We start from the raw sequence: 25,463 nt of genomic DNA, 5'->3' as shown, positions 1-25,463 counted from the left end.
CCTATGGTGCGCCATGTTGTTCGCGGTGCACCGCGGGCTCGCCTCCCACCCTTCCGGACGAGGGCCGGCCGGCGAACGGTGCCGACCGAGAACTGGGCCCGGATCGCCGCTGCCCGTCCGCTGTCGGGGTCGCCGCGGGTGCTCGCGGAGCACCCGCGGCCCATGGCCAGGAGCAGTGCTCAAGTCGTCAGGAGCGGTGCCCGGGGAAGAGGCACTGCAGGGTTTCCTCGGCCCGCTCCACCAGATCCTTGCGGTCGTTGAGCACCCAGGACATGTGCTGTGCGCCGAAGAACGCGGACAGCAGCACCCGGGCCAGCACCTCGGGATCGGCACCCGGGCTCAGCTGGTCCTCCTCCTCGGCGCCGGTGAGAAACTCGGTGAGCGCCTCGAGCGCCCCCACGTAGGGCGTGGGCAGCGAGGAGTCGATGTAGCGACGCTCGATCTGCAGCCGCGCCCCGGCCTGGATGACCGGGTCGTCGCGGAAGAGTACGGCGTTGCGGCGCACGAACTCGATCGCCCGGTCCAGCGGCGTGCGGTTCTCGCGGCGCAGAGCCTCCGTCACCTCGCCGACCCGGCCGTAGAACTCCTGGGCGACCGCGACGGCGAGCGCGTCCTTGTTGGCGAAGTGGAAGTAGACCGCTCCCTTGGTCAGGCCGGCTCGTTCGGCGACGTCGAGGACGGTGACCTCCGGAAAGCCCTTTGCGGCAAAGGCCTCCGCAGCGGCTTCCAGGACGCTCTCCCTGGTGCGGGCCGCGCGGTCCTGCTTCAGCGGCTCGCCCTTGGCGTTGGTCGCGGCACGGCGCGTACGCACCGGGCGCGATTCGGTTTCCCTCGTCACCTTGGCCCTCCATGTCCTCTTCGCGTGGAAAGTCTCGTATGTGACCGTTCCCTGGAACCCCCTTTGCATCATACCTTCCAGGAGGTATATTTTTGCGCCAGCACCGCTTGCTCTCGAACACCGATTCGTAAGCCTGCGCGCTTGTCACCATAGGGGGAACCATGCAGATTCATGCTGCGCTGCCGACTCTCAAGCCCGAACTGACCTTCCTGCAACCCATTCCGCGCCATCTCGTCCACCGGGCGGCCATGGCGGAGGTCTTCGTGACCGATGCCCTGCCCGTCGGGGACGACCGCTTCCTGGTCGCCGCCCAGTGGCCGCGCAACCACTCGCTACCACCCGGACCGCCTCGGCTTCAGCGATCCGCTGCTGGTGGCCGAAACTCTGCGACAGGCCTCGCTCTACCTCGCGCACCGCTGGTACGGCGTCCCGCTCGGCCACCGCTTCATCGGCTTCGGCTTCTCCTTCGAGGTCACCGACCACACCGCGCTGCGCATCGGCCGCACCCCGCTGCCCGTCATCCTGGATGCCGCCTGGCACCGCTCGGAGGAGCGGCCCCGGCGGTCGGAGGTACGGCTGGACGTCGCCCTCAGCATCGAGGGCCGCGAGTTCGGCCGGGGCAGCCTCCGCTTCGCCGCCGTGGACGAGCGGCGCTACCAGTTGCTCCGCCACCGCGGTGCCCCCTCCGTGACCGCCCCGGAGGAAGCGGCCCGCCCGCTCGGCGAGCGGGTGCCGGCCCAGCGGGTGGGCCGGCTGCGCGCCAAGGACAGCGTCCTCGAACGCTCCTCCCGCGGCTGGCGGATGCGGGCCGGCCTCGACCACGCAGTCCTCTTCGACCACCCTGTCGACCACATGCCGCTGATGGCCCAGCTGGAGGGCGCCCGCCAACTAGGCCACATGCTCACCGCCGAGGACCGGCCCGGGAACGGCGGCGCACCGCGGGTTCTGACCGGGCTGCGGGCCGACTGCCTCGCCTTCGCCGAACTCGATCGGCCCATCGACCTGGTCGTCCGCGAGCAGCAGCCGCACGGAGCGGCCTCCCGGCTGCTCCTGGACATCGCCCAGGGCGGCACGGTCGTCACCACGGTCGCCATGACCTGGAGCGACCGGAGTGACCAACCGGACGGCCTTTCCCACGCCGCCTGACCGCCGGGGCCTCATCCCGCCCCTTTGGTGGCGAGCTTCGCCAGGACACTCCACATGTTCCGTACGCGCTGCGGAAGTTCCTCCCCGCTGAGCTCGCCCGACGCGTGGTAGGCACCGAAGAGCAGGGCCACCGTCAGGTCGGCGAACGCATCGAGGGGCAGCGCGACATCTAGCCGGCCTGCGGCCTTTGTCTCCCGGAGCAGCTTGCGGGACATCTCCTGGACGCTCGCCAGCAGCACCGAGGGCTTGCCGCCGGCCCGGAACTCCTCGTCGGCGAGGCGCAGTGCGGCCTGCAGGCGCACATCCGCCGAGATGCGTTCGGCCACGGAGCAGATGAACTCCCCGAGTTCGGCGAATCCCTGGCCCTGTCTTTGGCCGATATCGCCGAGCAACTCCTCGACCACCGCCTCCAGGTGGCGCCGCAGCGCCGCGGCGAGGTCCTGCTTCGACGAGAAGTGCCCGTAGAGGGCGCCCTTCGTCAGGCCGGTCCGCTCGACGACCTGACCCAGGCTGGCATCGGAGTAGCCGAAACGCACAAATTCCGCGGCCGCAGCGTCGAGCACCAGCTCATAGGTCCGGCGGGAACGCTCCTGCTTGGGCATGACGTAGCCCCTTTCTCCGACTGGCGCCCCCGATCAACAGCAAAAATACCTTCTTGCAGGAATTTTTGAAACCCGTCGATCGCCCTGCTAGTCCCCGATCTCCGTCCACTCTCCATCCACTCCATCCCAGGAGCCGAGCTGTGAACACGACCGCACCCGTCGCCCCCGCCTCCTCGTGGTCGGTACGCGACCACGCCGCCGAGGCCGACGAGAGCCGCCGCCTGCACCCGGAGACCGTGTCGGCCCTGACCGAAGCGGGTTTTCCCCGGCACTTCGTCCCCGCAGCCTGGGGCGGCCACGAGGGAACCTTCACCGAACTGCTGCTGAGAACCGCCGAACTCGCCGAGCAGTGTGCCTCCACCGCCTGGTGCGCAGGGCTGTGGGCCGCGCACGGACGGTTCGCCGCCTACCTGCCGCCCGAGGGGCGACGGGACCTGTGGGGAACGTCGCCCGATGTGCGCATCTCGGCAGCCGTGGTGCCCCCCTCCGGAGCGGCTGTGCCCACCCCCGACGGCTGGCTGCTGCAGGGTGAGTGGCGGTGCGTCAGTGGCGTGACAGACGCCGACTGGCTGCTGCTGGCCGTGCCCGAACCCGAGGGCGAGCCCGGGACCGGCCCTCTCGTCCTCGCCGTACCCGCGGAGGCGGTGACCGTGCTCGACACCTGGAACAGCACCGGCCTGCGCGGCACCGGCAGCCACTCGGTGACGGTGGCCCCACTGGAGGTCCCTCGCCACCGCGCCTTCCCGCTGACGGAGATGCTGCGCGGCACCCCCGGCCCGGGGCGGGCCCGTTGTCACACGGTCCCCGCCCACCTCGGCGGCCCCGTGATCCTCGCCGCGCCGGCGCTCGGCGCGGCCCGCCTCGCGCTGCGCGCCTGGACGGCCCGGGCGGCCGAGCGGCTCGAGGGGCCGGGGAGCTCGGCGCGGGAGGTGCTCGCCCGCTCCTCCGCCGAGATCGACGCCGCGGGGCTGCTGCTGGAACGGGCCGCGCACCGGGCGGACACCGAGCAGGGCGCCCTCGCCGTGGCGGAGAACCGCCGCGACGTGGCCTTCGTCGTCGACCTCCTGGCCGCCGCGGTGGAGCGGCTCTTCCGGAGCGGCGGCGCCCAGGCCCACGATGCCGTCGGCGAACTTCAGCGCTGCTGGCGCGATGTGCACACGGCCGCGGCACACGGGGCGCTGCGCCTGGAAGCGGCCGCGCACGAGTACGCCGAGACGGTGCTGGGCCGGTGAGCACTGCCGGTCGTGGCCTGCGGGGGCCGCACACCCTGGTCTTCAGCGACGTCGACGAGACGCTGATCACGTGCAAGAGCCTCTTCGATTTCCTCGTCTACTACCGGCAGCAGCGGTACGGCCCCACCGCGACCGCCGGTGCGACCGCGCTGCGCGCGGAGCTGGCGGCCCGAGCCGCCGCAGGCGAACCGCGGGAGCTGCTCAACCGGGCCTACTTCCGGGCCTGGCAGGGGGAGTTGGTGAGCGAGGTGACCGCCTGGGGTCGACGGTGGTTCGCCGAGCGCGCTCGGGAGGGCGGCTTCTTCCGCACCGAAACACTGGCGGCACTGCGCTGCCATCTCGCCGACGGCGCGGCGGTGGTTCTCGTCTCCGGCTCTCTGCCGGCCGTCCTGGAGCCGATCGCCGAGGCGATCGGCGCGGCCGAGGTCGTCTGCGCACGGCCGGCGGCGCACTGTGGCCGGTTCACGGGGGAGTTGCTGGGGCCGCCGATGATCGGAACGGCCAAGCGGGAGGCCGTACGGGCAGTGCTGGACAGGTACCCGCAGGTGGCCGTCGCCGACTGCTACGGCTACGGCGACCACGTCACCGACCTGCCCATGCTCACCGAGGTCGGACATCCGGTGGTCGTCGGCGGCTCGCCGGAGCTGCTACGCCTTCTGCCCCGCCGCTGCCGGGTGTCCCGTCTCTTGTGCCCTGAACATGAAAGGGAGTTGGTTGTAGGACAGCTTCCAGGAATGGTGTTGTACGGATGTTGACTTCTCCCCCAGCTGAAACAGGGGGATTCTCCCCTCGCGGGTTGAGCTTTCTGCTTCTCAGACAGCAGCTGCCCCGAACTAACGGCAAGGGACGTTGGTACGCCCAGCAGTCTTACGCCAGCTCCACAGACCTGACATCCCGCCAGCCCGGCGGTAGGCCCGGCCAGCTTGGTTATCACCGGCCGGACGGCCTACAAACTACCAGTCTCCTGCGGGTCGTTGGCGGTGGACGCCGATCCTGCGGGTGCCGATAATTCATCCGCCCAGGTCCCGGCCTTGATCGCCTAGTACTCCAGTTGTAGATCATGATCTTCATCGCTGAAGGGCGGCTTGCCGTTGATAGTGGCAGGCCCAGGACCGGGCTTGATGACGTCGTCGCCAGACGGACCAGCCGAGGTGATGTGCGGCTGGGCGGACGATGGTGGTCAGCGCGGCGAACAGATGCTGGATCTCGTTGCAGGTCAACGGAATCAGCTCGCCTGGGGCCGGGTGATGGTCGTGTTCGTTTGCGGTGGCTGCGGCCAGGAAGGCATGGGCGAGCATCGCGAGGGTGACCCAGCGGTGCCAGGAGGTCCAGCGTCTGACCTGGTGTTCGTCCAGCCCGGCCAGGCTCTTGGCGGCCTGGAACGTCTCCTCGACGGTCCACCTGCGTCCGGCGACCCGCACCAGCGTGGCCAGCGGCACCGGGGGGGCCGAGTAGCAGCGGTAGAAGGCGAGTTCGCCGCTGCTGCGGTTGCGGCGAACGAGTAGATGGCGGTGACCGGGCTGGTCGTCGGCAACGTCAGCCAGGACCCAGTCGTAGTAGCGGTACCCTTTGGCGCCGGCGCCGGCGGAGAGCTTCTGCCAGGCCCGTTTCGGCAGCTTCTTGGCCAGTGCATCGGCCCGCACCTTGCCCGCCCGGGTGGTGATCTGGTGATCGCAGGCGACCGCGAGGACGTAGCCGACCTGGCGGTATTCCAGCGCGCTGCGCAGTTGCGGATTGCCTCCGTAGACCTCGTCTGCGGTCACCCAGGCTGCACGGATCCCGGCATCCAGGGTCCGGTCGATCATGCGGAGGGCAAGCGCGGGCTTCGTGGCGAAGCCGACCTCCTCGGGAATCCCAGCCAACCGGCAGCGGGCCGCATCCGTGATCCACGAGCGCGGCACGTACAGTTCCCGGTCGATGGCCGCGTGCCCGCGCCGGCTGGAATAGGCGAGGTAGACGGCGACCTGGCTGTTCTCGATGCGCCCGGCAGTGCCGGTGTATTGGCGCTGCACGCCGACCGTGGCGGTGCCCTTCTTCAGGTCGCCGGTCTCATCGATCACCAGCACCGCGTCCTCATCATGCAGTTGCTCGATGGCGAAGCTGCGCAGATCGTCCCGGACCGCATCGGCATCCCATTTCGCCCTCGACAGCAGATGCTGCAGGCCGTATGGGGTGGCATCGCCTGCGTGCTCTGCCAGCGTCCAGCAATTCTTGCGTGGCAGGTCCGACAAGAGCCCGAGCACGAACTCCCGCGCCCGCCGCCGTGGTTCCACTCGGGTGAACCGTCCCGCGATGCGGCCCATCAGAGCCTCGAACATGTCCTGCCAGCGTGCTGGATCTATGCTGTGACCTGCGGCCACCGCCTGATCTTCTGTCTTCACACACCGATGATCATCGGTGACCGCATCCGTTTCGCATGCCGCCGAACGATGAGCAGAAGGCGCCGGGCATCGGTGCCGTGACCGGGCTGACTCAGCCAGGCCACTACAAGGCAACAACGAGCGCGCAACGGGTGGATGGCGACACTGCGGCCAGACGCCGCTCGCCCCTACCATCCCGGGCAGGGGGCCCCACGCGCACCCCGGGCAGGGGCTAAGCATGCGGTCGACCACTTCACGTCCAATGTTCCGGCGCTTCGTCGGCGCCGTCGTGGTCGGCGTGGCCCTGGCCGCAACCTCAGGATGCACCGTTCCCCCCGATGCCGTCGCCGGTCTCTCCGTGACCGCAGACGGGCATCTGCTCGGCGTCATGATGGTCTGCGGACATCACATCGACGGCGCGACCCTCTACGTGGACAGCGACGACGTCAACAAGGAGGTGACGGTCGGCTCATGGACCGCCGACCGCCCCCTCACGCCGGGCCTCGCCACCTGGACCCTCGATTCCCCTGCCGTCGGCTGGACCACAACCAGATCCCTCGCTCCACTCACGGCCAAGACCAGCTACGCGCTCTACGGCTGGACCAAGGACAACTCGTGGTCAGGAAGCAGCATCTCCTTCACCCTGGCCGACCGGGACCGACTCACCCCGGGAAAGGTCCGCTACGATGACATCTCGGGCAACGCCGACGAATCCGCAATCACCGTCTCCATAGCGGACTTCAAAGCCAAGGCATGCCAGAACATGTAACGCTACGGCGCCTCCGACCAGGTCGAGACGCGCACGTCGCCGGGAGGCACGCGCTCAATTGTCGCCGCCACAAGACACAAGATCGCGATCTACAACTGGAGTACTAGTACTCCAGCAGCACTTTGACGTTTTCCCTGTTCAGGGGCGGTCTGGGTGAGTGTAGGGGGTTGATGACCGGCCTGTGTTCTCTTTCCCGGGCCGCCCCTCGATCGTGTGCTGCCGCCGCTGATAGTGACAACGGTCCGGGCAGCCTCCCGGCGTGATCGACGAGCATGCAGTTGAGATCTGGAACGACGAACTCGAGGAACTGTTCCTGCGTACCGGCCACCGCTTCAGGCGCATCGAGCCGCGTCGCCGGATGCGTGACTACATCCGTGGACTACTGGGCCCGGTCGGCCGCAAAAACGGCTGGCAGCTGGCCGAATACGCCGGACACCGCACACCCGACCGCCTCCAGCGGCTCCTCAACGGCGCCCGCTGGGACGCCGATGAGCTCCGCGACGACCTCCAGCACTACGTAGCCGAACGACTCGGCGAGCCCGACGGGATCCTCATCCTCGACGACACCGGCTTCCTCAAGAAAGGCACCACCTCGGCCGGCGTGCAGCGCCAGTACTCCGGCACCGCCGGCCGCACCGAGAACTGCCAGATCGGCGTGTTCGCCGCCTACGCCACCACGCAAGGACGCGCCCTGGTGGACCGGGAGTTGTACCTGCCCAAGTCCTGGACCGACGACCGCGTCCGCTGCCGCGCCGCCCACATCCCAGACGAGTGGACCTTCGCTACCAAACCCGACCTGGCCAAGGCCATGGTGCTGCGGGCGATCGCCTCGCCGCTGCCGATCGCATGGGTGACCGCGGACTCGGCCTACGGCCAGGAATGGCGGCTGCGCCACATGCTGGAGGAGACCGGCCTGGGGTATGTCCTCGCGGCTCCCAAGTCCCAGCAGGTGCCCCACTTCGGACGCATCGACCACCTCTTCTCCCAAGCACCCGACGAAGCGTGGGAGAGACATTCGTGCGGTGACGGCGCCAAGGGCCCGCGCGTCTATCACTGGGCCGCCCTGCAGATCACGCCCATCGAGGACTTCGACGACGAGATGCCCACCCACCAGCGGTGGGCACTGGCCCGCCGCAGCATCAGCAAGCCCGAAGAGATCGCCTACTACCTCGCCTACGCACCGATCGGCACCACCATCGAGCACCTGGTCCGCGTCGCCGGGACGCGCTGGGCCATCGAGGAAGCCTTCCAGGCCGCGAAGAACGAATGCGGCCTCGACCAGTACGAAGTCCGCCGCTACACCGGCTGGATGCGGCACATCACCCTGGCCATGCCGGCGCATGCCTTCCTGGCCGTCATGGCCGTCGACGCCGCGGCAAAAGGGGCAGCAGAAACGGTTCCTGCCTCGCGCCCCTCACCGTGGCAGAAGTTCGGCGGCTCTTGGCAACTGGCCACTCACCCATCGCCGTTCACCAGCCCCTCATCAGCGCACACGCGCTGAGGTGGTCACACTGGCGCAGACGACGCCAAGCCGTCGCCCGCGGCTGCCACTATCAGCGGCGGCTGCACACGATCGAGGGGCGGCCCGGGAAAGAGAACACAGGCCGGTCATCAACCCCCTACACTCACCCAGACCGCCCCTGAACAGGGAAAACGTCAAAGTGCTGCTGGAGTACTAGCGGCTAGCCGCGCACGCCGACCTTTGATTGTCTGCCCGCGGACCAATGCGGACGGCATCATGATCTCTCGTGCTGCTGCGCATGGCCTACCTCGCCGCCACCAACGCCTTCGCCTTGCTACGTCTGCTGCCGATGGGCGACCGGGACAAGGACATCGAGATCCTCGCCCTGCGGCACCAGTTGCTAGTCCTGCAACGCCAGGTCGGCAAGCCGACGTTCACCGACACCGACCGGGTGATCCTGGCCGACCTGCTCCGACGCCTGCCGAGGGAGAAGCTGCGGCATCTCCTGCTGCTGGTCCGCCCGGAGACGATCTTGCGCTGGCACCGCGGCCTGCTCACGCGGAGCCATGCTGCGACCTGCGCGCCGAAGCGTCGCAGGCGCCCGCCGACCGTCCGCTCGATTCGCGCCCTGGTGCTCCGCCTGGCCCGGGAGAACAGCTCGTGGGGGTACCGCCGGATCCACGGTGAGCTTGCGGCGCTGGGCATCCAGGTCGCCGCCTCCACCGTCTGGGAGATCCTCAAGGAGCACGGCATCCCGCCCGCGCCCGAACGGCAGAGCACGACCTGGGCGGACTTTCTGCGTAGCCAGGCCGACGCACTGCTCGCCTGCGATCTCTTCGAGGTCCGCACCCTGGCCGGGGCGCGGCTGTACGTCTTCGCCGTCATCGAGCACACGACAAGGCGCATCCGGGTTCTGGGCGCCACCGCCCACCCGACCGCGCAGTGGATCGTGCAGCTCGGGCGTAACCTCCTCATGGACCTCGAGGACGCCGGCAGCAAAGCCAGATTCCTGATCCGCGACCGCGACTCGAAGTTCACGACCGCCTTCGACGCCCTTGCGGCCGACGCCTGCCTGAAGGTGATCACCACAGGCATCCAGATGCCCCGGATGAACTCCCTCATGGAGCGCTGGATACAGACCTGCCGACGCGAGCTCCTGGACCGTACCTTGATCTGGAACCAGAGCCACCTCCTCTACGCACTACGTGAGTTCGAGACCTATTACAACGAGCACCGACCGCACCGGACCCTCAAGCAAGCCGCACCACTCCGCCCGCTCCCCCAACCGGTCAACGGCCCACCACAGCTCGGGGACCTGGAGGTCCGCCGACGAGACCGACTCGGTGGAACCCTCCGCGAGTACCGACATGCCGCTTGACCAGGCCGGATGATTATTCGGCACCCGCAGACTCGAAGGCGCTGGACGCGGCGACCGGCGGCAAGCGCATCCTGACCGGTGTGAAGAGGCTGCCCGCTCTGTCGCGCCGCAGGGTGGAGGAGAAGCCGCTGCTGCCACGGGAGATCGACGACAAGCTGGTGCCGCCGCACTGGCGCAAGGCGGTGTACGCGAACGCCGAGCTGCCGCAGGGGGCGGTGGACCGCGACGCGTACGTTGTGCGTGCTGGAACAGCTCTTCCGCGCCCTCAAGCGCCGCGACATCTTCGCCAAGCGGTCGCACCGCTGGTCCGACCCGCGCGCCCGCCTCTTGCAGGGCAAGGGCTGGGAGGCGGTGCGCGAGGACGTCCTGGCGGGGCTGAGCCTGACCGAGGACGCCGAGCAGCACCTGGAGGAACTGATCGCGGTGCTGGACGCGACGTGGAAGCAGATGGCCGAGCGCCTGGAGGAGGCCGGCGCGGACGCGAAAATCAGCATCGAGGTGCAGTCGAACGGTCGGGCGAAGTTGAACGTGGAGAAGCTCCACGCGCTGGGCGAGCCGACGTCGCTGAAGTGGCTGCGTGAGCGGGTCGAGAAGATGCTCCCGAAGATCGACCTGCCGGACCTGCTGTTCGAGGTGCACGCCTGGACGGGGTTCCTGGACGCCTTCGTGCACCTGGGCGACGGCAAGACCCGCATGAACGACCTCACCACCTCGATGGTCGCGCTGCTGGTGAGTGAGGCGTGCAACATCGGCATGACCCCGGTCGTCAGCCCGAACTACGAGGCCCTCACCCGCTCCCGCCTCGTCCACGTCGACCAGTACTACCTGCGCGCGGACACCATCGCCGCGGCGAACGCCGCCCTGATCGAGGCCCAGGCGAAGGTGCCGATCGTCCAGTTCTGGGGCAAGGGACTGCTCGCCTCCGTCGACGGCCTGCGCTTCGTCGTCCCCATCCGCACCATCAACGCCGCCCCCTCGCCGAAGTACTTCGCGAAGAAGAAGGGCATCACGTGGCTCAACGCGATCAATGACCAGGTCATCGGCATCGGGCAGATGGTCGTCCCGGGTACCCTGCGCGACTCCCTGTTCATCCTGGACGCGCTGCTGAACCTGGACGGCGGGGTGAAGCCGGAGATGGTCGCCACCGACAACGCCTCCTACTCCGACATGGTCTTCGGCATCTTCAAGATGCTCGGTTACCGCTTCTCCCCGCGCTTCAAGGACCTCAACGATCAGCGGTTCTGGAAGGCCCAGATGCCCGGCGCCGAGGCGATGGGCGGATACGGGCCGCTGGAGGAGATCGCCCGAAACAAGGTCAACGTGAAGAAGGTGATCACGCACTGGCCGGACATGCTCCGTGTGGCCGGCTCCCTGGTCACCAACCAGGTCCGCGCCTACGACCTGCTGCGGATGTTCGGCAGCGAGGACCGCCCGAACCCGCTGGGCGCCGCGTTCGTCGAGTACGGGGGGATCGCCAAGACTCTCCATCTGCTGGCCGTCGTCGACCCCATGGACGACACCTACCGGCGCCAGATGCACAAGCAGCTCACCGTCCAGGAGTCCCGCCACAAGCCTGCCCGCGACATCTGCCACGGCAAGAAGGGCACCATCCACCAGGCGTACCGGGACGGGATGGAGGACCAGCTCGGCGCGCTCGGCCTGGTCCTGAACGCCGTGGTGCTCTGGACGACGCGGTACATCGACGCCGCCGTCGCCCAGCTGCGGGCCGAGGGCCACGACATCAGGGACGAGGACGTCGCCCGGCTCTCCCCGCTCAAGCACAAGAACCTCAACTGCCTGGGCCGCTACAACTTCCGGGCCTCCACCCCGTCGGCCGGGGCGCTTCGGCCGCTGCGCGACGCGGACGCTCCCGACCTCGACGACGATGACGACGGCGCGGAGGACTGAAGCGGGCCCTGGTCCGCCGGCGAGCACCAGCGCGGTGTCGTACTGAGCGACAGCCGGCGAGTGGTGTCACTCCAGGACGATCCGCAGTGCGAGCCGGGTATTGGTGTGTGCCACGCCGGCCTGCCGCTTGAGGCTTCGGACCAGTGCGTCCAGTCCCGTCGCATCACTCACCCGAGCCCGCAGCAAGTAGTCGTACTCACCGGTGACGTGGATCACCTCGGTGATGCCGGGCAGCCGGACGACATCCTTCTCGAACTGCTCGTCGGTGGTATCCGGCCGCAGCCGGGCGTCGATGAAGATCACGAGGCCCGAGCTGCCCTGCGCCGCTTGGTCGACCAGGGTGGTGAATCCCCGGATGATTCCGCTGCGGCGCATCTTGCGGACCCGGTCAGCTGCCGCGTTTGCGCTCAGCCCGACCCGGCGCCCCAGATCCCTGTAGGAGATCCGCGCATCCTCCTGCAAGGTGCTGAGGATCTCGCGGTCGATGGTGTCCATCCAGTGATTATCGCTGCCCGTGCCGGTTGCAGCCCGCTGCTTCCTCCGACCGTTCCCACACTGTCAGCATGAACGAAACATGGATGACCGGTGTCGGGGCTGGCCTGGGCGTCGCGCTGCCGCTCGGCGCGATCGGCCTGCTGCTGGTCCAGCACAGCATGCGGGACTGGCGTTCCGGCGCTGCGGCAGCCTGCGCTATTGCCCTCGTCGACCTGGCCTACGCCGCAGTGGCCGTGACCGTCGGATCGACGGTTCAAGGACTCCTCACCGCCACCGCCCAGACGTGGGTGCGTCTTGCCTCGGCGGCCATCCTCATGGTGATCGCCATCCGCGGCTTGCTCGCTCTGCGGCACGCGGCCTTTACCCCGGTGTCCGCCCCGGCCGCAGCCGCCCCTGACCTGCGGCGGTCCTTTGTCCGATTTGCGGCTCTTACCGCGATCAACCCGCTGACGGCTCTCTACTTCACCGCTCTGGCCGCCGCTCGGCCCCATACCCCCGGCGCCGCAGCCGGCCAGGGTGCCTTCCTCGGCGGCGTCTTCACCGGCTCCCTGCTGTGGCAGCTCATACTCGTCGCACTGGGCGCTCTCGTGGGCGCACGCCTGTCGCACCGGGCCCGGATGTGGACCCATATCCTCGGCCACGGCATGATCGGGGTCTTTGCGTTGCACCTCGCCTGGCCCGGATGACGCACGGGAGTAAAACCCAGCCTCTTGCAGGGGGGCAGCTGGAGCAGGGCCTTCTTTGGTTCCCGCCCGCCCCGGGGCCCGGTTCTGGGCGCTCCGGGGCGGGCTTCGGTCGGCCGGAGAGACAGCCCCGCCACCACGGGGCTGGGTGGCTCCGGTACAGGTAGTAGCGCCGAGAAAGATCATGGTCCACTCGTTGTCCGTGCGTGCGGGTGGCGAGCATTCGAGCAGGAGCTCCGTATAAATGGTCATCTCTGCGAGTTATGCGAGACCCCTCGGAGCGATCACGTTTCCGCAGGTCGCCGTTCGCAGAAGTCCTCTCAGAACTCAGGCGTTCTGCGAGACACTTCTGACACACTGATCGCGTGGATCTGACGCCCGATCAAGCCGCAGATGCGGTAGAACGCAACGACTGCCCGAAGTGTGAAGTGCCCGCCGGGAGCGCGTGCCGCACGCGTGGCGGGAAGACCGCGACGAAGTACCACACCCCGCGCTTCGTCCTCATCGCCGCGCTGCGCGAGGAACTCGAAGTCCTCGTCCCCGTCGGCCGGGGACCGGGGCGGCCGTGGAAGCAGGGACCGGTGCCCGCGGCGGTGCCCGCGCAGCGCGACGGGAAGCCGATCCGGATCGGGTACGCGAGGACGTCCACCGCCCGGCAGGAGCTGGCGAGCCAGCTCGAAGCCCTCGCCGCAGCCGACTGCCACAAGGTGTTCTCCGAACAGATCAGCACCCGCATCAAGGTGCGGCCCGAGCTGGAGGCCGCCCTCAAGCTGGCCCACCAGTTCAAGGAGGCCGCCCCGGAGGCGACGGTCATCTTCACCGTCCACGAGCTCAAGCGCCTGGCGCGCAACGCGGCCGAGCTGATGACACTGTCCGGCGAGCTCCAGTCCGGCGGCATCCAGCTCGAACTCCTCACCGGCCCGCTCACCGGGATCCACGACCCCAACGGCATGGGCGCCATGTTCTTCGCCGTGCTCGCCGTCGCCGGGCAGATCGAGCGCAACTACATCCGCGAGAAGACCCTGGAGGGCCAGGTCAGCGCCGCGAAGAAGGGCAACCACGGAGGACGGCCCAAGGTCATCGACGACGACATGCTCACCTTCGCCCTCGCCCTGAAGGACAAGGGCGTCCCCGTCCCCGAGATCGCGAAGAAACTCACCATCAAGACCGGCAAGAACAAGGACAAGCACCCCTCCGTCGCCTCGCTGTACCGGGCGTTCGCCGAGGCCGAGCCAGCCGAGTCCGCGTGACCGTGCCCGCAGCGGCCGGATAGCCGGTGCGCTAACCGACCATGATCGTTCTCACCGATACCGACTGTTCCGTTGGCCCCCAACGCCGGATTCGTCAGCAGGCGGCCGTGTACACGGCTTTCACACCGCCTCAGCCGTCTCGACCGTGTTCTGCCGACCCATTGTGGTGAGCCTTGCGCACCCTTACTGTTCGACTTTGCCTGAGTCTGTTTGATGCTGATTGCTCAGGCGGTATGGAGGCCGCGGTGCGGAGGAATCGGATGGGTTCAGAGGCTGCGAGACCCGGTCGGCGTCGGTGGTGGAGGGCGGTGCTCTCGACGGCCGCGACCCTCGCGCTGGCCGCGGGCATGACCGCGCCCGCCGTGGCGCGGGACGCAGGAGGGCCGGCACCGGTGGCCGCGCCTGCCGCGAGCGGGCAGACGCACACGGTGAGTCTCGACGGGTACTCGTTCCTCGTCGATGGCAAGCGCACGTACTTGTGGTCCGGCGAGTTCCACTACTTCCGGCTTCCCAGCCCGGACCTGTGGCGCGACATCTTCCAGAAGATGAAGGCCGCCGGCTTCAACTCCACCTCCCTGTATTTCGACTGGGGATATCACTCACCCAAGCCGGGTGTGTACGACTTCAGCGGAGTGCGTGACGTCGACAAGCTGCTCGACATGGCCCAGGAGGCCGGGCTGTACGTGATCGCGCGCCCGGCGCCGTACATCAACGCGGAGGTCGACGGCGGCGGTCTGCCCGGCTGGATGACCACCAAGGCCGGACACAACCGCAGCGACGATCCGCAGTTCCTGAAGTACGCGGACGAGTGGCTGACCCAGATCGACAGGATCATCACCCGGCATCAACTGACCAACGGCACCGGGTCGGTCATCGCCTACCAGGTCGAGAACGAGTACTACAACGGGTCCGCCGCCGGCCGCTCCTACATGCGGCACCTGGAGGACAAGGCCCGCGCCGACGGCATCACCGTCCCGCTGACCGGCAACAACAACGGCACCTTCAACTCCGGTACCGGCGCCCTGGACGTCGACGGACCCGACTCCTACCCGCAGGGCTTCAACTGCTCGAACCCCTCGAAGTGGAACGGCGTCCCCGACATCAGCTACGACCACCCGGCCGGAAAACCCCTGTACTCGCCGGAGTTCCAGGGCGGCGCCTTCGACCCGTGGGGCGGGCCGGGCTACGACAAGTGCGCCCAGCTGATCAACGACCAGTTCGCCAACGTGTTCTACAAGCAGAACATAGCCGTCGGCGCGACCGCGCAGAGCTTCTACATGACCTACGGCGGCACCAACTGGGGCTGGCTGGGCATGCCGGAGAACTACACGTCGTACGACTACGGGGCGGCGATCCGCGAGAACCGGCAGCTCGATCCGAAGTACGACGAGGACAAGCTGATCGGGTACTTCACGCAGGCGGTCGCCCCGTTGACGAAGACGGAGGCGATCAGGGCCTCACCGCCGGACGACTCCGCGATCGTCGACACCGCCCGGATGAACCCCGACACCAAGACGCAGTTTCACGTCCTGCGGCACGGGAACTCCACGTCCACGGCGGTCGACAAGACCCACATCTCGCTGGACTTCATCGCCCAGCCGACCGCGGACACCACCTACACCTGGGACGACCCCGACTCCGCGCTCCAGTACACCGGTTCGTGGTCGCACGTGGCCGACCAGAGCTACACCGGCGGCGACTACAAGCACACCGAGTCGTTCTCCAACAAGGCCGGCGACTCGCTCACCGTTCCCTTCGACGGCACCGCCATCCGTTGGATCGGCTCGAAGACGAACAACCACGGCTACGCCGACGTCTATCTCGACGGCACCAAGGTGGCGACGGTCGACGACTCCGGCGGAGAGAACCAGGCCGTCATCTTCCAGCAGAGCGGCCTGACGCCCGGGGCACACACACTGAAGATCGTCGTCGACGGCAGCCACAGCTCGTCGTCCACGGACAACTACGTGGCCATCGACGCCATCGACGTACGGACGGCGGCTGCCGCGACCCCGACCTACCCGGTCGTGCCCCAGCAGCCGGGCACAGCGATCACGCTCGACGGACGCGACTCCCACGTGATCGTGGCCAACTACCGCCTCGGCGAAGCGCAGTTGCAGTACTCGACGTCGGAGATCATGACCCACGCGACGATCGGGAACCGGGACGTCGCCGTGCTCTACGGCGACGCGGGCAGCGACGGCGAGACCGTACTGCGCTACGCCTCCAGGCCCACCGTGACCAGCAGCGGCGGCACGGTCACGACCACCTGGGACGCGGCCACCGGTGACCTTCGGCTCAACTACGCGCACAACGGATTGATCCGCATCGACATCAGCGGCGGCGGCCAGCGCCCCCTGCTGCTGCTCGCCGGCGACAAGGCCACGGCGAAGACCTTCTGGCGTCAGGACACGGCGACCGGCCCGCTCCTCGTACGCGGCACGCACCTGCTGCGTACGGCGACCAGCCTGGCCGGCGGCCGTACCGTGGCGCTCACCGGCGACAACGCCGACGACAAGAACATCGAGGTGTTCACCTCCGCCGGCCATGTCACCTGGAACGGCGGGACGTTGAAGAGCCGGGCCACCGACACGGACAGCCTCACCGGGACGATCCCGACGGCCGCCCCGGTCCACCTGCCGACCCTGACGAACTGGAAGCACGCCGACGAGTCCCCCGAAGCGGCCCCCGCCTTCGACGACTCGAGCTGGCAGGTGGCCGACAAGACCAGCACCAACAGTGTCTCCGGCATCAACTCGCTGCCCGTGCTCTATGCGGACGACTACGGCTTCCACACCGGCAACACCTGGTACCGTGGCCGCTTCCGTGCCACCGGCAAGGAGACTGGCATCCACCTGGTCTCGGACTCGGGCGGAGACGCGCAGGCCTTCTCCGCCTGGCTCAACGGCACCTTCCTGGGCAGCTCCACCACCGGCAGCACCGACTTCGTCTTCCCGGCCGGTGCGGTGAAACCGAAGGGCGACAACGTCATCTCCGTGCTCACCGTGAACATGGGGCACGAGGAGGATTACAACTCCACCAACGGCAACAAGACCGCACGCGGTCTGACCAGCGCCTCCCTCGTCGGAGCGCCGCTGACCTCCGTCACCTGGCGGCTGCAGGGCGTACGCGGCGGCGAAGACCCGCAGGACACCGTGCGCGGCCCGCTCTCGACCGGCGGCCTGTACGGCGAGCGGGCCGGCTGGTCCCTGCCGGGCTACCCGGACGGCAAGTGGAGCCGGGTGTCCCTGCCGACGACCGCCACCCGTCCCGGGGTCTCGTGGTACCGGACCGATGTCGGTCTGGGCCTGCCGCACGGCCAGGACACCTCGCTCGGGCTGACGTTCACCGACGACCCGTCACGCAAGTACCGTGCGACGATCTTCGTGAACGGCTGGCAGGTCGGCAACTACGTCAACTACCTGGGCCCGCAGCACACTTTCCCGGTCCCCGACGGGATCCTGAACCCGAACGGCCGCAACAGCATCGCCATCGCCGTGTGGAACCTGGACGGCAGCACGGGCGGGCTGGGCAAGGTCTCGCTCACCAACTACGGCAGCTACGCCTCGTCCCTGCGCGTCGCACAGAACGACAGCCCCCGCTACGACCAACGCACGTACGCGATGCCGAAGCGTCCCGGAGCGGATGTCACCCTGAACGTGCCCGACACCGCTCAGCCGGCCCAGGCCTTCACGGCCGAGACGACGGTGCGGGTGCCGAAGGACCGACCGTTCGCGTCCCGGCTGACGGCCTCGCTCTCCGCGCCCGACGGCTGGAGCGTCGGCCCCACCGGCCCCATGTCCGTCAAGCGCGTACAACCCGGCGGATCGGCCACCTTCACCTGGAAGGTCCAGCCGCCGACCGGGACACTGCCATCCGCCTCGGCGATCACCGCGACGGTGCGCTACCGGCAGAACGGACGACAGGCCACCGGCGATGACAAGCGCGTCATCGGCGGAATCCCGCCCGCCCCACCCGCCGGCAAGAGCGCGGTGAGCGACCTGCCGTTCTTGTCGTCCACCAACGGGTGGGGACCGGTGGAGCGCGACAGCAGCGTCGGCGAGCAGGCGGCCGGGGACGGCCGTCCGATCAGTGTCGCCGGGGTCAGCCATGCCAAGGGTCTGGGCACCAACTCGGTCAGTGACGTCGAGCTCTATCTCGCCGGAAGCTGCTCTCGGTTGACGGCGGACGTGGGTGTCGACGACGAGACAGGTGGTGCGGGTACGGTGACCTTCTCCGTCATCGCCGACGGCAGGACCTTGGTGACCACGCCGCCGATCCACGGCAAACAGGCAGCGGTGCCGATCGACGTCGACGTCAGCGGCGCCCAGGTGGTCGACCTCAGGGTCGGTGACGCCGGTGACGGAAACGGCAACGACCACGGCGACTGGGCGATGCCGACACTGACCTGCGGCTAGTATCGGGCCGCTTCCCGGGCGAGTGCCCGGGAAGCGGCCCCGCTGATCCGCGCCCTGGGGTGGGCGGTCGTCGCCACCAGAACCTCAGACCGCAGGCGCCGTCTCGTCGTCCAGGGAGACACCGAGCCGGTCGGCCACCGCGGTGAGCGCCGTTCCCAGCGGGAGTTCGATCCGAGCGACGGCGTGCCGGTCCCCACGGGTCACGTCCCGGTTGACGATCAGCACGGGCTTGTCCGCCTGCGCGGCCTGACGCACGAACCGCGGCCCCGACACCACCGTCAGCGAGGAACCGAGGACGAGCAACGAGTCCGCCGCGCCGACCAGCTCCCGGCACTGCTCGACCCGATGCGGCGCCACCGCCTCACCGAAGATCACCACGTCCCGTTTGAGGATGCCGCCGCACGGTGCCCCGCGTTGGCGCGGGCGCGGCCGAAGGCACGCCAGCCCAGGTGACTGCGCGCCCAGTACCGGCGCCGCGCCTGAGCGCTGCCAGTGAAGTCCTGGTAGAGCATCGGCGTGTGCCGGCTCAGGCTTCCGCCCTGACCTCGGTAGTCGGGGATTCCGGATCCGCAAGGCATCGGTGGATGTAACACGGTGAACCTGCGCTTGACATCCTCCACCCCTTGAAAGGGGTGGATTCCTACGGCTCGCGCCGTGGGGTTTTCTGCTTCGTCGCCGACTGCCCGCCCGGAGTTCTCCGTTGAGGTCTTACACCAGCTCCACAGACAGACACGGCCAGCCCGGCCGCCAGAAGATTCTTCGCCGCGTTCACGTCCCGGTCATGGGTCGCGCCGCAGCTCCCGCATGTCCAGGCACGGACGTTCAGCGGCATCCCCTTGGCGAGGGTGCCGCAGTGCGAGCACAGCCTGGAGGAGGGGAAGAAGCGATCGACGGCGATCACTTCGCGCCCGTACCACTGGGCCTTGTACTCCAGCATGCTCCGGAACTCCGACCACGCGGCATCACTGATGGCGCGGGCCAGGCTCCGGTTCTTGACCATGTTGCGCACGGTCAGGTCCTCGATCACGAGCGTTTGGTTGTCACGCACGAGGTGCGAGGTGAGTTTGTGCAGGTGGTCCCTGCGCCGGTCGGCGATCCGGGCGTGGATCTTCGCGACCTTGCGGCGGGCCTTGTCCCGGTTGGCCGAGCCCTTCTCCTTGCGGGACTGCTCTCGCTGGGCCCTGGCCAGCCGCTTCCTGTCCATGCGTTCGTGCCGGGGATTGGCGATCTTCTCCCCGGTCGAGAGGGTCAGCAGGTGGGTGAGCCCCACGTCGATGCCGACCGCCGTATCTGTGGCGGGCAGCGGCCGCACGGCGGGGTCCTCGCACAGCAGGGACACGAACCAGCGGCCCGCCGCGTCCTGCGAGACCGTCACGGTGGACGGCGAGGACCCTTCGGGCAGCGGCCTGGACCACACGATGTCCAGCGGCTCGGACATCTTCGCCAGCGTCAGCTTCCCGTCCCGGTACCGGAAGCCCGAGGTGGTGTACTCGGCGGACTTCCGGGACTTCTTCCGCGACTTGAAGCGCGGGTACTTGGCCCGCTTGCCGAAGAAGCTGGTGAACGCCACCTGCAAGTGCCGCAGCGTCTGCTGAAGCGGAACCGACGACACCTCGCCCAGGTAGGCCAGCTCCTCGGTCTTCTTCCACGCCGTCAGCATCGCGGAGGTGGCGTTGTAGTTCACCCGCTCCTGACGGGTCACCCACGCCTCCGTGCGCGTGGCAAGCGCCATGTTGTAGACTTCCGCACGCACCCGAACGTGCGCGACAGCTCCGCTGCCTGCGCATCAGTCGGATAGAAGCGGTACCTGAACGCCCGCTTCACGTGAGTGGTCACAGCTCACAAACTATCGCATCAACTTGCGACTGCCTGCGGATAGTTGGCCGCGAACGACGATCCGTCCTGGCGGCGAATCGTCTTTCCCTGTCCTGCTCCGCAGGAGTCCGATTCCTCTCCGCCCTGAAGGGCGGAGTATCCACGGAGAAATCAGATGACCGCTCTGACCGCTGCGGTCCTCGTTGCCCACACAAACCAAGATCGACAATCCGGAGCGGGTGTTTCAATTTGACACCTGATCTTGGTTGTTGAGGTGCCAGTTGTTGCTCGGGGTCAGGCGGCCCTCGAAAGCAATCTGGAACGCGTTGAGGGGTGCTTTCCAGCGCATGGTCCACCGCTTGCGGCCCTTGCCCGTCGGGTCCAGGCTCATCAGGGCCATGTGGATGCACTTCGAAGCGGCGGCCTCGTTGGGGAAGTGTCCGCGGGCGCGGACCTTGAATTCCATCGATGGTTGCGAACGCCCCCGAAAGAGATCGTTCGCATGCCTCGTGGAGGAGCTAACCGCAAGCCGACTGCTGCCAGGCAGCGGTACTTCGAGCTGGTACGTCAGGGGCTGAAGGGGGCTGCGGCCGCCCGCCAAGTGGGCGTATCCACCAGCTGCGGATCCCAGTGGTTCAGCGAAGCCGGAAGCATGATCATCCCCGATACCCCCGTCTCGCCACGCTTCCTCACCCAGGACGACCGCATCGCCATCGCCGACGGCCTGCGCGCAGGGAAGGCGCCCGCCTCGATTGCCGCCGCGATCGGGAAGAGCACCTCCACCGTCTACCGGGAGATCGGCCGGGGAAAGAAGGACGACGGAAGCTACGACCCGTGGTGGGCGCAGAATCAGGCACTGCTGCGCAGACAGCGTCCGAAAACCGAGAAGATCCGCGACCATGCTCCGTTGCGCATCGTGATCCGCGAGAAGCTCAACGAAAAGTGGTCGCCGCAGCAGATCTCCCGCTACCTGCGGCGGCAGTACCCCGACGAGCCGCAGATGCACGCTTGCGCCGAGACGCGCCCCGCGACCTGCCCCGGGCGCAGTCCGACCCGCGACAGAAGCAGAAGGATCAGCCGGTCCCGGGCGGAGCGGCGCTTCAGGAACATCGCGGCGATCTCCTCGTCGCCGGCCCGGTCGACAGCGGCCTCGGGCTCCTGGGGCCGGTGGCGGGCCCGCATCCGGTACCGCAGTCCGCTGTGCTCTCCGCGAGCCTGCTCGGGCAGGTCGCAGTTGTCGCCGATCTCGTAGATCTGCTCCAACACCCATACAGGCGCCCCCTTGTTCACCACGGCGTATACGAGGAACATCCGCACTGCCGTGAGCACATTGTCGATGCGGCCCTCGCCTCGGATCGGCTTCACGCCCGGTCCTGTCACGACGACGCTTGGTCTGCCGCCGTTCCGTGGGGTCCACTTCAGCCAGAGCATGAACAGGCCCATGTCCCGGGCTGCGGTCCTCCAGTCCCGACCGGTGCTCGCGCACCACGGCAGGAACAGTGCCACGGCCTCGGCGTATGCCTTTGTCGTCGTCTCCGCCCGGCCCCGGGCCAGCCTCAGCTGGCCGACGCCGCCGACCACGGACAGCGCCGAGTCGCGCGTCCGCTGTCCACTTCCCAGGCGGCCGCTCGGGCTCAGATGTGCGGGCGCTGCCGCCTTCGGGGCCCGAGCGGATCGTGGCCCGCGCCAGGGCGAGAACGTCGGGATCGCACCGCCGTCCCGGCCCACAACCTCGTGAAATCGCTCCCTCGGTCCTGGAACAGCCGGGCCGGGCAGCGCACCGTGGTGCGCGGTGTGCTGCCCGGCCCGGCGCCCGAGGGCGGGCGCGGGTCGCGCTATGAGGTGACCGAGCGGAAGTTCCAACGGCCCGAGCCGACTTCGTACACCGTCTCGGTCCCGCCGTCGCGCACCAGCCGTGCTCCGGCCGGTGCCTCGGCGCGTCCGTCGAACAGGGGGACATGTACCTCCGCCGTGCTGCCCGCGGGCACGTCCACGGTGAGACGGAACAGCCCGGCGTCGCGCGTCCAGTCGGTCCGTGCGACGCCGTACGGCGTGCGGTAGGAGCCCGAAGCCGAGGTCATGTCTCCCTCGACGGCCGGGTCCATGAGGAGCTTGACGTAGCCTACGGACTCGGGCCTCTGCCCGATACCGGCGACCCGAGTGGTGAACCAGGAGTCGATGGCGCCGAGCATGAAGTGGTTCTGCGACTGACCGGGTCCGCCGTCCCAGGACTCGCCCAGCGTGGTGTTCCCGGCGCGCACTTGGTAGCCGTAGCTGGGGCTGGTCGTCCGGGTGGCGATCTCGTGGACGATGTCGTCGCGATCCGCGGTGGACAGGACGCGGAAGGCGGCCGGCAGGGAGATCTCGCCCAGCAGCAGGTGGTAGCCGGCATCCTTGACGGCGGTGGTGAAGTGGCTGAGCAGACGGTCCTTCTCCCCCGCCGGGTACGCCCCCATGTCGAGGGCCAGGGCCTCGGCGCCCTGACCACCGCCGCCAAAGGTGCCGGTGGCGGAGTCGTAGTACTTCGTGGCAAGTGCCGTCGCGCTGGCGTCGGCCTTCGCCCGGTACCCGTCGGCCGCCGCCCGGTCGCCCAGGACGGTGGCGATTCGGGCGAGGGCGTCGACGACCCTCCAATAGCCGTAGGTTCCGGCGACCGCTCGCGGGAACGTGCGGTCCGGTGTGAACCAGTCACCGAGCCCGTAGTCGAGGATGCCGCCGGACACCTGCCGCTCGAGGAAGTCGGCGTACTGCCGCATGCGCGGGTAGTAGGTGCGCAGCGTGTCCGTGTCCCCGTAGGTCGTGTAGAGCTGCCAGGGGACGAGGACGAACGCGCCGCCCCAGTTGGCGTCGTTGCGGTAGGCGCCGGGCAGGCTGGTGTACTCCGGCACGGTGCTGGGGATCAGCCCGTCCTGCGTCTGCGCGTCCGCCATGTCACCGACGATTTTGCGGAGGTAGGACTGCATGTCGTAGTTGGCGGCGAGCGCGGGGAAGACGAGCTGGTCCTGCTCCAGCCATCCCAGCTTCTCCCGGCTGGGGCAGTCGGTGAGGACGCTCATCATGTTCCCCTGGATGGCGTGCCGGATCAGCGAGTGGATGTCGTTGAGGAGCGGGTCGGAGCTGCTGAAGTCGCCGGCCGAGGTGTTGTCGGTGCGCATCGCCTTGCCGCGTACGGTGACCCTCGCGTCCTCGGGCAGGCCCTTGAGTTCCAGGTAGCGGAAGCCGTGGTAGCCGAAGCGTGGGTGCCAGGTCTCGCTGCGGGCGCCGCGGGTGGTGTAGCTGTCCCAGAGGGGGGCTCCCACGTTGCTGATGGACTGGAAGGCGTGACCGTCCTTCAGGCTTTCGGCCGGGTAGACACGGATTTCGGTTCCGGCCGCGGCGCTGACGGTGATATCGGGCCAGCCGGCGATGTTGCGGCCCAGGTCGAAGACCCGGCTGTGCTCGGCGCCGTCGACCTCCTTTCCGGTGAGGGTCTCGACGACCTTGATGGGTTCGGTCTCGCGTGCGCTGAGCCGGGCGGGGTTCTGCGCGGTGCCGGGGCCCGGTACCGCGACCGCCCTCCCCCACCGGTGCCGGTCGCCGCTCGGCTCGTCCCAGTGGGGGATCTCCCGGCGTGCGTCGTAGTCCTCGCCGCCGTACCAGTTCGAGGAGGTGGTGGGTCCCAGCGTGGCACGCCAGTCGTCGCCGCTCGTGACGGTGCGGACGCTGCCGTCGGCCAGGGTCACCTCCAGCCGGGCGATCAGCTTGGGGTCGCTCAGGTTGCCGTACAGCTTGCGGTAGCGGTCGGCGGTGCTGACGACGTTGGACATGCCGTTGCCCAGGGCGACACCGATGGTGTTGGCGCCGGTCCGCAGGCGGTCCGTGACGTCGTAGGCGGCGTACTGGACGCGCTGCGCGTAGTTGGTGTTGGCGGGCTCCAGGACGGCGTCACCCACCGGTTCGCCGTTGAGGGTGGCGTCGTAGATGCCGAGGCCGGCCAGGTACAGCCGGGCGCTGCGCACCTTCGCGCGCAGGGTGAAGTCGTCGGTGAGCAAGGGCAGTCCGTCCGGCAGGTAGGGCTGGGGCGGCTGCTGGCCGTCGACCTGGGCGAGCGTGGTGAAGGGGCCGCTCGCGCTGTCGGCGCTCGACAAGGCGTAGTCCGCCGGGAAGTTCGGGACGCGGCCCTCCGCGGTGAGGACGTCGGCGCGCGGGTAGAGCGCCACCTCGTCGAAGATCTTCGCCGTCTTCAGGTCGAGGGTGAGGACCACCGGCGCGGCGGCGACATCCGCACTGGTGTGCGCGGCGCTCGCATACCCGGCGGCGGTCTGCAGGGCGCTGTTGGGCAGGCCGTCGACTGCCAGGGCCGGTTCCCAGGTCTTGCGCAGGGTGTTGGTCTCCGAGGCCATGACCGCGGCGCCCCGGGCGAGGCCGGTGGTGGAGGTGGCGGAGTCGCGGATGTCGATCTCGCCGAGCTGGACTCGCCAGGTGCGGGCGGGAAAGGCCTCCGCCAGGGGCAGACCGAGCTTGGTGACGTCCAGGCGTACGTAACGGGCGTTGGTGCGGGGGACCTTGACGACGACGGGTTCGACGGTGCGCTCGCTCAGTCGCCAGTCCGGATGCGTGATCCAGTGGGCGTCCCAGTCCGACTGACGGGTCAGGCCGGTCTCGAAGACGGCGGTGCCGCTCCATCCCGAGTCGCTCTGCCCGTGCGACGACCAGAGCATGACCCGCCAGTACACGCGGCTGCGGGATGCGAGTTCCTTGCCCGCGTACGTCGTCTCCGGCACCGTGGAGAGGACCTTGCCCGAGTCCCACAGGTCGGGCCGTCCGCGGCGCAGGAGGTCCGGTGAGGTGGCCGCCTGGACGCGGTAGGCGGACTGGAGGGTGTTCGCGGCGCGGGCGGTGGTCTCCCAGCTGAGGTCGGGCGTGGTGTCGTCGATGCCCAGCGCCCGGCTCAGGTGCTGGGTGCGCAGCCGGGTCGGGGTGATGGTGCCCGCGGTGGCGTCGGCGGTGACGGCGCCGGCCAGGACCGTAACGAACGCGGTCAGTCCCGCGAGGAGTACGGGCACGGGCCGTCGCCGTCTGCTGCGGGGACGGGGTCTGAGCATGGGCACTCCCTGGGGTGCGTGCG

General features: G+C 68.7%; 15 protein-coding genes and 5 pseudogenes. 11 read left to right on the top strand and 9 right to left on the bottom strand.

All coding sequences use genetic code 11. From position 1 onward, the window contains the following. Nucleotides 1–187 precede the first annotated feature (187 nt). Nucleotides 188–838, bottom strand: a complete 651-nt coding sequence (locus tag ACIRA5_RS46410; RefSeq protein ID WP_403702466.1) for a ScbR family autoregulator-binding transcription factor — start codon at nt 836–838, stop codon at nt 188–190. A gap of 372 nt (nt 839–1,210) precedes the next feature. On the opposite strand from ACIRA5_RS46410, the gene ACIRA5_RS46405 reads away from it, so the two are divergent. After that, nucleotides 1,211–1,984 (top strand): AfsA-related hotdog domain-containing protein, encoded by a 774-nt coding sequence (locus ACIRA5_RS46405; RefSeq protein ID WP_403702463.1) that lies wholly within the window; start codon nt 1,211–1,213, stop codon nt 1,982–1,984. Between the two features lie 11 nt (nt 1,985–1,995). Here ACIRA5_RS46405 and ACIRA5_RS46400 read toward each other — a convergent pair whose 3' ends face one another. Beyond that, on the bottom strand, nt 1,996–2,586 hold the full coding sequence (locus tag ACIRA5_RS46400; protein WP_266651367.1) for a TetR/AcrR family transcriptional regulator: 591 nt from the start codon (nt 2,584–2,586) through the stop codon (nt 1,996–1,998). A 140-nt stretch (nt 2,587–2,726) separates the two neighbouring features. Here ACIRA5_RS46400 and ACIRA5_RS46395 point away from each other — a divergent pair, with 140 nt between their 5' ends. Both ACIRA5_RS46395 and ACIRA5_RS46390 read left to right on the top strand, forming a co-directional pair. Continuing rightward, complete coding sequence (locus ACIRA5_RS46395) at nt 2,727–3,818, top strand: acyl-CoA dehydrogenase family protein (protein ID WP_403702460.1); 1,092 nt, start codon at nt 2,727–2,729, stop codon at nt 3,816–3,818. After that, nucleotides 3,815–4,573 (top strand): HAD-IB family hydrolase, encoded by a 759-nt coding sequence (locus ACIRA5_RS46390; RefSeq protein ID WP_403702457.1) that lies wholly within the window; start codon nt 3,815–3,817, stop codon nt 4,571–4,573. Before ACIRA5_RS46395 ends, ACIRA5_RS46390 begins: the two co-directional genes overlap by 4 nt. Before the next feature lie 312 nt (nt 4,574–4,885). On the opposite strand, the gene ACIRA5_RS46385 is transcribed toward ACIRA5_RS46390, so the two are convergent. Beyond that, nucleotides 4,886–6,121, bottom strand: a complete 1,236-nt coding sequence (locus tag ACIRA5_RS46385; protein ID WP_403702620.1) for an IS701 family transposase — start codon at nt 6,119–6,121, stop codon at nt 4,886–4,888. A gap of 295 nt (nt 6,122–6,416) precedes the next feature. On the opposite strand from ACIRA5_RS46385, the gene ACIRA5_RS46380 reads away from it, so the two are divergent. From ACIRA5_RS46380 to ACIRA5_RS46365, 4 genes and pseudogenes are all read left to right on the top strand, one after another. Next, nucleotides 6,417–6,947 carry a hypothetical protein gene (locus tag ACIRA5_RS46380; protein WP_403702455.1) on the top strand — a complete coding sequence of 177 codons (531 nt, stop codon included), beginning with the start codon at nt 6,417–6,419 and terminating at the stop codon, nt 6,945–6,947. Nucleotides 6,948–7,209: 262 nt separating this feature from the next. Continuing rightward, nucleotides 7,210–8,448: an IS701 family transposase gene (locus ACIRA5_RS46375; RefSeq protein WP_403702617.1), complete on the top strand. Its 1,239-nt coding sequence runs from the start codon at nt 7,210–7,212 to the stop codon at nt 8,446–8,448. 247 nt (nt 8,449–8,695) lie between these two features. Next, nucleotides 8,696–9,787 carry an integrase core domain-containing protein gene (locus ACIRA5_RS46370; RefSeq protein ID WP_403702452.1) on the top strand — a complete coding sequence of 364 codons (1,092 nt, stop codon included), beginning with the start codon at nt 8,696–8,698 and terminating at the stop codon, nt 9,785–9,787. A gap of 29 nt (nt 9,788–9,816) precedes the next feature. Then, nucleotides 9,817–11,695, top strand: a pseudogene (locus tag ACIRA5_RS46365) (Tn3 family transposase); the annotation flags it as partial. A 66-nt stretch (nt 11,696–11,761) separates the two neighbouring features. Here ACIRA5_RS46365 and ACIRA5_RS46360 read toward each other — a convergent pair. Then, nucleotides 11,762–12,190 carry an Lrp/AsnC family transcriptional regulator gene (locus ACIRA5_RS46360; protein WP_403702449.1) on the bottom strand — a complete coding sequence of 143 codons (429 nt, stop codon included), beginning with the start codon at nt 12,188–12,190 and terminating at the stop codon, nt 11,762–11,764. 68 nt (nt 12,191–12,258) lie between these two features. Here ACIRA5_RS46360 and ACIRA5_RS46355 point away from each other — a divergent pair, with 68 nt between their 5' ends. The 3 genes from ACIRA5_RS46355 to ACIRA5_RS46345 all read left to right on the top strand — a co-directional run bounded on the left by ACIRA5_RS46355 (nt 12,259) and on the right by ACIRA5_RS46345 (nt 18,541). After that, complete coding sequence (locus ACIRA5_RS46355; protein ID WP_403702446.1) at nt 12,259–12,876, top strand: LysE family transporter; 618 nt, start codon at nt 12,259–12,261, stop codon at nt 12,874–12,876. A 425-nt stretch (nt 12,877–13,301) separates the two neighbouring features. Beyond that, the gene (locus tag ACIRA5_RS46350; RefSeq protein ID WP_403702443.1) at nt 13,302–14,123 is read left to right on the top strand and encodes a recombinase family protein; all 822 of its coding nucleotides are present in this window, start codon (nt 13,302–13,304) and stop codon (nt 14,121–14,123) included. A 347-nt stretch (nt 14,124–14,470) separates the two neighbouring features. Beyond that, a complete protein-coding gene (locus tag ACIRA5_RS46345; RefSeq protein ID WP_403702614.1) occupies nt 14,471–18,541 on the top strand; it encodes a beta-galactosidase in 4,071 nt (1,356 codons plus the stop codon). An 84-nt stretch (nt 18,542–18,625) separates the two neighbouring features. Here the strand turns inward: ACIRA5_RS46345 and ACIRA5_RS46340 are convergent. From ACIRA5_RS46340 to ACIRA5_RS46330, 3 pseudogenes are all read right to left on the bottom strand, one after another. Beyond that, a pseudogene (locus ACIRA5_RS46340) lies at nt 18,626–19,107 on the bottom strand (Sir2 family NAD-dependent protein deacetylase); the annotation flags it as partial. A gap of 74 nt (nt 19,108–19,181) precedes the next feature. Continuing rightward, nucleotides 19,182–20,377 (bottom strand): annotated as a pseudogene (locus ACIRA5_RS46335) (RNA-guided endonuclease InsQ/TnpB family protein). Nucleotides 20,378–20,600: 223 nt separating this feature from the next. Then, nucleotides 20,601–20,810, bottom strand: a pseudogene (locus ACIRA5_RS46330) (hypothetical protein); the annotation flags it as partial. Between the two features lie 48 nt (nt 20,811–20,858). Here ACIRA5_RS46330 and ACIRA5_RS46325 point away from each other — a divergent pair. Continuing rightward, nucleotides 20,859–21,149 (top strand): annotated as a pseudogene (locus ACIRA5_RS46325) (helix-turn-helix domain-containing protein); the annotation flags it as partial. 173 nt (nt 21,150–21,322) lie between these two features. On the opposite strand, the gene ACIRA5_RS46320 reads toward ACIRA5_RS46325, so the two are convergent. Continuing rightward, nucleotides 21,323–21,721 (bottom strand): hypothetical protein, encoded by a 399-nt coding sequence (locus tag ACIRA5_RS46320; protein ID WP_403702628.1) that lies wholly within the window; start codon nt 21,719–21,721, stop codon nt 21,323–21,325. Nucleotides 21,722–22,191: 470 nt separating this feature from the next. Next, nucleotides 22,192–25,440, bottom strand: coding sequence for a family 78 glycoside hydrolase catalytic domain (locus ACIRA5_RS46315; protein ID WP_403702440.1), 3,249 nt, complete (start codon nt 25,438–25,440; stop codon nt 22,192–22,194). Nucleotides 25,441–25,463: the final 23 nt, after the last annotated feature.

The organism is Streptomyces sp. NPDC096311 (assembly GCF_044763085.1).
GTDB lineage: Bacteria > Actinomycetota > Actinomycetes > Streptomycetales > Streptomycetaceae > Streptomyces.
The sequence above is the reverse complement of the archived record's forward strand: the minus strand, read 5'-3'. Positions and strand labels throughout refer to the sequence as shown.

Bases quoted from the DNA above. Each gene is read 5' to 3' on its own strand.
- ACIRA5_RS46400 (WP_266651367.1), bottom strand. From the start codon at position 2,586: ATGCCCAAGCAGGAGCGTTCCCGCCGGACCTATGAGCTGGTGCTCGAC.
- ACIRA5_RS46385 (WP_403702620.1), bottom strand. From the start codon at position 6,121: ATGGGCCGCATCGCGGGACGGTTCACCCGAGTGGAACCACGGCGGCGG.
- ACIRA5_RS46380 (WP_403702455.1), top strand. From the start codon at position 6,417: ATGCGGTCGACCACTTCACGTCCAATGTTCCGGCGCTTCGTCGGCGCC.
- ACIRA5_RS46360 (WP_403702449.1), bottom strand. From the start codon at position 12,190: ATGGACACCATCGACCGCGAGATCCTCAGCACCTTGCAGGAGGATGCG.
- ACIRA5_RS46355 (WP_403702446.1), top strand. From the start codon at position 12,259: ATGAACGAAACATGGATGACCGGTGTCGGGGCTGGCCTGGGCGTCGCG.
- ACIRA5_RS46345 (WP_403702614.1), top strand. From the start codon at position 14,471: ATGACCGCGCCCGCCGTGGCGCGGGACGCAGGAGGGCCGGCACCGGTG.
- ACIRA5_RS46315 (WP_403702440.1), bottom strand. From the start codon at position 25,440: ATGCTCAGACCCCGTCCCCGCAGCAGACGGCGACGGCCCGTGCCCGTA.